This is a genomic window from Yersinia sp. IP36721, assembly GCF_003634395.1.
In the GTDB taxonomy this organism is placed as follows: domain Bacteria; phylum Pseudomonadota; class Gammaproteobacteria; order Enterobacterales; family Enterobacteriaceae; genus Yersinia; species Yersinia entomophaga.
Window position 1 is genome coordinate 360,756 of record NZ_QCZL01000002.1, and the last position, 7,536, is coordinate 368,291.

A 7,536-nucleotide genomic window follows, 5' to 3' on the forward strand; every position below is an offset into this window, starting at 1 on the left:
GGTTCAATCCCTCAAGGATGCTTGGAATCGCTGTTTTAACGCCTCTACACATTTTGCAACGGTAGCGGCGATCTCCTCTTCTTCCAGTGTACGGGCGGTATCCTGCAACACCAGACTGATAGCGAGGCTTTTATAACCCTCGGCTACGCCCTTGCCACGGTACACATCAAACAAGTTTACGCCAACTACCTGATTTGCGCCAACTTTCTTACACTCGGCCAAAATATCTTCTGCGGGAACGTTTTCAGCCACCACAACAGCGATATCTCGACGGTTTGCCGGGAAGCGCGAAATCTCGCTGGCCTGAGGCACGGCGCGGTCTGCGACCTTATTCCACAACAATTCGAACACCACAGTTCGGCCGTTCAGATCGAGCTTACGCTCCAGTTCAGGATGAACTACACCAATGAAACCAATGTGTTCTCCCGCTAAATAAATTGCGGCACTTTGACCCGGATGCAGTGCGGAATGCGATTCTGCACGGAACTGAACGTCAGATAATTTGCCGGTAAGTTCAAGAATTGCTTCCAAATCACCCTTCAAATCATAGAAGTCCACCGGCTGACGCGCCAAATCCCAATGCTCATCATAACGGTTACCGGCAATCACACCCGCTAGCATTACGTCCTGTCGAATACCCAAATCTGCTTTATTATCAGGAACAAAGCGTAAGCCACTCTCAAACAAACGCAGACGAGATTGCTGACGATTCTGGTTATAAACCACTGCTGCTAGCAGACCAGTCAGCAAAGACAAGCGCATTGCTGACATATCCACGGAAATGGGACTTGGCAAAATCAGAGGCTCTTGACCCGGATGCAATAAAGCCTGGATTTTTGGATCAACAAAACTGTAAGTAATTGCTTCCTGATAGCCGCGATCGACCAATAATGCCTTCACACGCTTCAATGGCAGGTCAGCTTCGCGATGTTTGGTCATCACCAAATCTGCTTTTACCGGCACATCAGGGATATTGTTGTAACCGTAAATACGGGCAACTTCTTCCACCAGGTCTTCTTCGATTTCCATATCGAAACGCCAGCTCGGCGCAACTGCCTGCCAGTTATCACACTGCACAGTCACCTGGCAACCCAAACGACGCAGGATATCGGTAACCTGTTCACTTGGCACATGGTGGCCAATCAGGCGATCCAGTTTTTCACGACGCAGAGTAATAGTGGCGCGTTTCGGCAAATCCGCTTCTGAAGTGACATCAATAATCGGGCCAGCTTCACCGCCGCAAATATCAATCAGCAAACGGGTTGCTCGTTCCATCGCCTTATGTTGCAACGCAGGGTCGACACCACGCTCATAACGATGTGAAGCATCAGTATGCAAACCTTGACGGCGCGCTCGCCCGGTGATCGACAACGGATTGAAGAAAGCACATTCCAGCAAGACGTTCTGGGTTGCTTCATTCACGCCTGAATGTTCACCACCAAAAATACCGGCCATAGCTAGCGCTTTCTGCTTATCGGCGATAACCAGCGTATCTGCGCTCAGTTTGGCTTTAGTACCGTCCAGCAGCGTCAGCTCTTCCGCTTCTGCGGCCATACGAACAATGATTTCACCGTCGATACGATCCACGTCAAACGCATGCATCGGCTGGCCCAGTTCTAACAATACGTAGTTAGTTACATCAACAACCGGATCGATAGAGCGGATACCACAACGACGCAGTTTTTCACGCATCCACAGCGGCGTAGCGGCCTTAACGTTAATCCCCTTCACTACGCGTCCCAGATAACGTGGACACGCCTGCGGCGCATCAACGCGAATTGGGAAGGTATCGCTGAGGGTTGCAGCAACCGGGCTCATATCCGGTTCGGTCAGAGCTAACTGATTCACTACCGCGACATCGCGAGCGACACCCAGAATACACAGACAGTCGGCACGATTTGGCGTCACGCTGATTTCGATAGTTTTATCATTTAGTTGCAGATATTCGCGGATGTCGGTGCCAATTGGCGCATCCAGCGGCAACTCGATAATTCCGTCGTGATCGTCAGAAATACCCAGTTCAGAGAATGAGCACAGCATCCCTTCCGAAGGTTCACCACGCAGTTTCGCAGCCTTAATCTTGAAATTACCCGGTAAAACCGCGCCCACGGTCGCTACGGCAACCTTCAGCCCTTGACGACAGTTAGGTGCACCGCAGACGATATCATGCAGACGATCGCCGCCGACATTGATTTTCGTTACTCGCAGTTTGTCTGCGTTGGGATGCTGCCCGCACTCCACAACTTCACCAACGACCACGCCGTGGAATGCACCAGCAACGTCATCAACGCCGTCAACTTCCAGTCCGGCCATGGTGATTTGGTGGGCTAATTCGTCACTGCCAATGGTTGGGTTTACCCATTCGCGTAACCAAAGTTCACTGAATTTCATGAGATATACCCGCCTTACTTAAACTGTTTGAGGAAACGCAGATCGTTTTCGAAGAATGCACGCAGGTCGGTCACGCCGTAACGCAGCATGGTTAAACGCTCCATGCCCATCCCGAATGCAAAGCCGGAGTAGATCTCTGGATCAATACCGACGTTACGCAATACGTTAGGGTGAACCATACCGCAGCCTAATACTTCCAGCCATTTACCGTTTTTACCCATCACATCCACTTCGGCAGAAGGTTCGGTGAACGGGAAATAGGAAGGACGGAAGCGGATCTGTAGATCTTCCTCAAAGAAGTTTTGCAGGAAATCATGCAAAGTACCTTTCAGATTGGTAAAGCTGATATCGCGGTCGACAATCAAACCTTCCATCTGATGGAACATGGGAGTGTGCGTTTGGTCGTAGTCATTACGATAAACCCGGCCAGGAACAATAATACGGATTGGCGGCTGCTGGCCCTGCATGGTACGAATCTGCACACCTGAAGTCTGGGTACGCAACAAACGCGTTGCATCGAACCAGAAGGTATCATGATCGGCACGCGCCGGATGATGAGCCGGAATATTCAGCGCATCAAAATTATGATAGTCATCTTCGATTTCCGGGCCTGACGCCACGGAGAAGCCCAGCTCACCAAAGAAGGTTTCGATGCGATCGATGGTACGGGTAACCGGATGCAGGCCCCCGTTTTCCATTCGGCGGCCAGGCAGCGAGACATCGATAGTTTCTTGAGCCAACCGCGCGTTCAGAACCGCTGATTCCAGCAGTTCCTTGCGCGCATTCAACGCTTCCTGAACCTCTTGTTTTGCCTGATTAATCACGGCACCTGCTGCTGGGCGATCTTCGGCTGGCAGCTCACGTAGCGACGTCATTTGGAGGGTCAAATGGCCTTTTTTGCCTAGATATTCGACGCGCACCAAATCCAACGCGGCAACATCCTGGGCCTCTTCTACGGCTGCTTTAGCTCTGGCAACCAGCTCTGCGAGATGTGGCATTGTTTTCCTCTTCCTCTGGCCGGTATGGCCCGCTTGTAGTTATTAAACTGCTATTTAAACCGCTGGATAAAACTGTTTTGTGTAAAATTCGCTCTATTGCGCCCTGTCCTACAACGGCCAAGACGTTATCGAACAACAAGATATTGATCTTCTGGCACATATTTTACTGCGTGCTGCCAGAATTGGAAACCTTGGTTCAATAGGATCAAACACATACTTGAGTTATAGAAACAAAAAAGCCTCCACGGTGGGAGGCTTCGGCGCTACTTTTCGTTTCTTTTCTTACGCGCAAGCCTCCTAAAATCAGGTGCTAAAGTAAAAAAAGAAACGGAAAATAACTGATTGCATCATTATCTAACCTTACGAATAACAAAACGCTGTTGAACGATAAATCTGTTGACTGATTAGTTATCCTGACAAAATTTGCCAAGGTTACAAAGATCAAAAGAGGGAGCAAGCTCCCTCTTTCATTCTGACTTACGCCAGAGCTGCTTTCGCTTTTTCTACCAGAGCGGCAAATGCCACTTTGTCGAATACTGCGATGTCAGCCAGGATCTTACGGTCGATTTCAACAGAAGCCTTTTTCAGACCATTGATGAAACGGCTGTAAGACAGACCGCTCTGACGAGCAGCTGCGTTAATACGTGCAATCCACAGTTGGCGGAATTGACGCTTCCGTTGACGGCGGTCACGGTAGGCGTATTGGCCTGCCTTGATCACTGCCTGGAATGCAACACGATATACGCGCGAACGGGCACCGTAGTAACCTTTCGCCTGCTTTAAAATCTTTTTGTGACGTGCACGTGCTACCACACCACGTTTTACGCGAGCCATGTACTTCTCCTATCGTCTTAATTCAAACCAAAAATACTTATGCGTACGGCAGACATGCCACGACCAGACCCAGATCGTTCTTAGATACCAGGCCTTTAGGACGTAAATGACGTTTACGCTTAGTAGCTTTTTTGGTCAAAATATGACGCAGGTTAGCATGCTTACGCTTAAAACCACCGTTGGCGGTCTTTTTGAAGCGCTTAGCGGCGCCGCGTACTGTCTTAATCTTTGGCATTGAATATATCCACTTCGCATTGTTAATTACAACGAGCTAGCTAGGCGAACAGGATCATAGCGCACAAGGTGCCATGAAACCTGTTACTTGAATGCCTTACTGTCTCTTCTTAGGTGCGAGCACCATGATCATCTGACGGCCTTCGATACGAGTCGGGAAGGACTCGACAACGGCCAGATCAGAATCTTCACACAGGTCTTTACGGACGCGGTTAAGCACTTCCATACCGATCTGCTGGTGCGCCATTTCACGCCCACGGAACCGCAGGGTGATTTTGGCTTTATCGCCATCTTCCAGAAAGCGAATCAGGTTGCGTAGTTTGACCTGATAGTCGCCATCATCGGTACCAGGACGGAATTTGATTTCCTTGACCTGAATAACTTTTTGCTTCTTCTTCTGTTCTTTCGTCGATTTGCTCTTCTCGTAGAGGAACTTGCCGTAATCCATAATACGGCAAACCGGCGGCTCGGCATTCGGACTGATTTCTACTAAATCAACACCAGCTTCCTCGGCTTTTTCAAGAGCTTCATTCAGACTGACAATGCCAATCTGCTCACCATCAACGCCTGTTAAGCGAACTTCTGTGGCGCGAATCTCTTTGTTAATGCGATTAGGACGCGCCGGTTGAACTCGTTTTCCGCCTTTAATACTTTATTCCTCCAGTTGATGAAGACTACGGCTGCGAATCTCTGTTAGCAGCTTGTCTACGACCACGTTGACATCCACGCTTCCCAAGTCTTTACCGCGACGAGTACGAACGGCAACTTTGCCTGATTCGATCTCTTTATCGCCGCAAACCAACATATAGGGAACCCGACGCAACGTATGTTCACGAATTTTAAAGCCAATCTTCTCGTTTCTCAAGTCCGCTTTCACCCTAATCCCTGCATCTTGCAGTTTTTTGGTTACTTCTTGGACATATTCAGCTTGGCTATCAGTGATATTCATCACTACAACTTGTACCGGAGCAATCCAGGTAGGGAAGAAGCCGGCATATTCTTCGGTTAAAATACCGATGAAGCGCTCCATTGACCCTAAAATTGCCCGGTGAATCATAACCGGAACCTGGCGATCGTTGTTTTCGCCGATGTAAGACGCACTTAAGCGACCCGGTAATGAGAAATCGAGCTGTACGGTACCACACTGCCACGCACGATCCAAACAATCATGCAGAGTAAACTCAATTTTTGGCCCGTAGAACGCCCCTTCACCCGGCTGATAATCAAACGGAATACCATTTTCAGTCAGCGCGGCGGCCAAATCTTCTTCAGCCCGAGTCCAGAGTTCGTCGCTACCGATACGTTTTTCTGGGCGAGTAGACAGTTTCACCACGATTTTTTCAAAGCCGAAGGTGCTGTACATATCGTACACCATCTTAATACAGCTATTTACTTCATCGCGAACCTGTTCTTCAGTACAGAAAACGTGAGCATCGTCCTGAGTAAAGCCACGCACGCGCATCAGGCCATGCAAAGCACCGGACGGTTCGTTACGGTGACAGCTACCAAATTCTGCCATACGCAGCGGCAGGTCACGGTAAGATTTCAACCCTTGGTTGAAGATCTGTACGTGCCCTGGGCAGTTCATTGGCTTAATGCAGTACTCGCGGTTTTCCGATGAAGTGGTAAACATATGCTCAGCATAGTTTTCCCAGTGACCGGTTTTTTCCCACAGTACGCGGTCCATCATGAATGGGCCTTTAACTTCCTGATATTGATACTCTTTGAGCTTCATCCGCACAAAGGTTTCCAGCTCGCGGAAGATAGTCCAACCGTCGTTATGCCAGAACACCATACCAGGCGCTTCTTCCTGCATGTGGTAGAGGTCAAGCTGTTTGCCGATTTTACGGTGGTCACGCTTGGCAGCCTCCTCCAGACGCTGCAAATAGGCGTTTAGCTGCTTTTTATCACCCCACGCGGTGCCGTAGATGCGCTGCAACATTTTATTTTTACTATCGCCGCGCCAGTAGGCACCGGAGGTTTTTTGCAATTTAAAATGATGGCAGAAGCGCATGTTCGGTACATGTGGACCACGGCACATATCGACATATTCTTCATGATGATACAGTCCAGGGCGATCGTCGCGGCTGATATTCTCATCGAGAATCGCCACTTTATATTCTTCACCACGGGCTGCAAAAATATCGCGAGCTTCCTGCCAGCTCACTTTCTTCTTGATCACATCATAATCTTTGTCAGCGAGCTCATGCATCCGCTTTTCCAGCAGATCCAGGTCTTCCTGCGTCAGGGTCTGTTCCAAATCGACGTCATAATAGAAACCGTTGTCGATAGTCGGACCAATCGCCATTTTGGTGTTTGGCCACAGCTGCTTGATAGCATGTCCCAACAAATGCGCACAGGAATGGCGGAGAATTTCCAGCCCTTCGGCGTCTTTGGTGGTAATAATGGCTAATTGCGCATCGGATTCGATCAGATCGGTGGCATCCACCAACTCACCGTTTACACGGCCAGCGATACAGGCTTTTGCTAACCCGGGGCCGATATCCATAGCGACATCAAGCACAGAAACAGCTTTGTCAAAATGACGTTGGCTGCCATCAGGAAGGGTAATTACGGGCATTCTAATTCCTTATTTACAGTGGTGACCCACACGACAGATCACATGTAATATACAATTATTGTTTGAATTCAAATAGTTGCATTCGCAATTTAACCCACGCTTGTTAAATTGGTACGCAACTTGGTACACATATCGTTTTGTGTCTTCTAACTCGCCACGAAATGAGTAACCATATTATCACTACTGGATACAATGATAAACACGCCCTTACCTGCCGAAACCAGTATGGTTTTTATAAAAGCACAAGCTCAGATTTAAGGCTGGCCAAAATCGACCAGCACAAGCCAGATCCGACCGGCGTCCCTGCCAAATATTCCAAATCACTCAGGCTTTAGTGGCCACTCAATTTCATCAGCACTTGTATCTGTTTCGTAAAGTTTAATGACATAGCTTTTCCAGTCGTTCAGCGTTGGGCCAACAGCGCCAAGGCTAATGTTAAGATCTTCTGCAAACTCCAACGGCTTCATCTTTTTAAGTGCATAAGAGATTAAATCATCC

General features: G+C 48.8%; 6 protein-coding genes and 1 other annotated feature. All 6 genes read right to left on the bottom strand.

Features of this window, described 5'->3' with window-relative positions; genetic code table 11:
* Positions 1–3: 3 nt before the first annotated feature.
* The 6 genes from pheT to thrS all read right to left on the bottom strand — a co-directional run bounded on the left by pheT (position 4) and on the right by thrS (position 7,038).
* Positions 4–2,391, bottom strand: a complete 2,388-nt coding sequence (gene pheT / locus DBA33_RS03715) for a phenylalanine--tRNA ligase subunit beta (RefSeq protein WP_120805577.1) — start codon at positions 2,389–2,391, stop codon at positions 4–6.
* Positions 2,392–2,405: 14 nt separating this feature from the next.
* The gene (pheS, locus tag DBA33_RS03720; RefSeq protein WP_064514040.1) at positions 2,406–3,389 is read right to left on the bottom strand and encodes a phenylalanine--tRNA ligase subunit alpha; all 984 of its coding nucleotides are present in this window, start codon (positions 3,387–3,389) and stop codon (positions 2,406–2,408) included.
* A gap of 229 nt (positions 3,390–3,618) precedes the next feature.
* Positions 3,619–3,741: a sequence feature (Phe leader region), on the bottom strand.
* Between the two features lie 125 nt (positions 3,742–3,866).
* Positions 3,867–4,223 carry a 50S ribosomal protein L20 gene (gene rplT, locus DBA33_RS03730; protein WP_004717737.1) on the bottom strand — a complete coding sequence of 119 codons (357 nt, stop codon included), beginning with the start codon at positions 4,221–4,223 and terminating at the stop codon, positions 3,867–3,869.
* Positions 4,224–4,260: 37 nt separating this feature from the next.
* On the bottom strand, positions 4,261–4,458 hold the full coding sequence (rpmI, locus tag DBA33_RS03735; RefSeq protein WP_002211834.1) for a 50S ribosomal protein L35: 198 nt from the start codon (positions 4,456–4,458) through the stop codon (positions 4,261–4,263).
* A 96-nt stretch (positions 4,459–4,554) separates the two neighbouring features.
* Positions 4,555–5,106: a translation initiation factor IF-3 gene (gene infC / locus DBA33_RS03740; protein WP_002227898.1), complete on the bottom strand. Its 552-nt coding sequence runs from the start codon at positions 5,104–5,106 to the stop codon at positions 4,555–4,557.
* 3 nt (positions 5,107–5,109) lie between these two features.
* Complete coding sequence (gene thrS / locus DBA33_RS03745) at positions 5,110–7,038, bottom strand: threonine--tRNA ligase (protein ID WP_064514041.1); 1,929 nt, start codon at positions 7,036–7,038, stop codon at positions 5,110–5,112.
* Positions 7,039–7,536 lie beyond the last annotated feature (498 nt).

What these genes read in the sequence shown, in the direction of transcription:
- pheT (WP_120805577.1), bottom strand. Translation starts at nt 2,391, where the DNA reads ATGAAATTCAGTGAACTTTGGTTACGCGAATGGGTAAACCCAACCATT.
- pheS (WP_064514040.1), bottom strand. Translation starts at nt 3,389, where the DNA reads ATGCCACATCTCGCAGAGCTGGTTGCCAGAGCTAAAGCAGCCGTAGAA.
- rplT (WP_004717737.1), bottom strand. Translation starts at nt 4,223, where the DNA reads ATGGCTCGCGTAAAACGTGGTGTGGTAGCACGTGCACGTCACAAAAAG.
- rpmI (WP_002211834.1), bottom strand. Translation starts at nt 4,458, where the DNA reads ATGCCAAAGATTAAGACAGTACGCGGCGCCGCTAAGCGCTTCAAAAAG.
- thrS (WP_064514041.1), bottom strand. Translation starts at nt 7,038, where the DNA reads ATGCCCGTAATTACCCTTCCTGATGGCAGCCAACGTCATTTTGACAAA.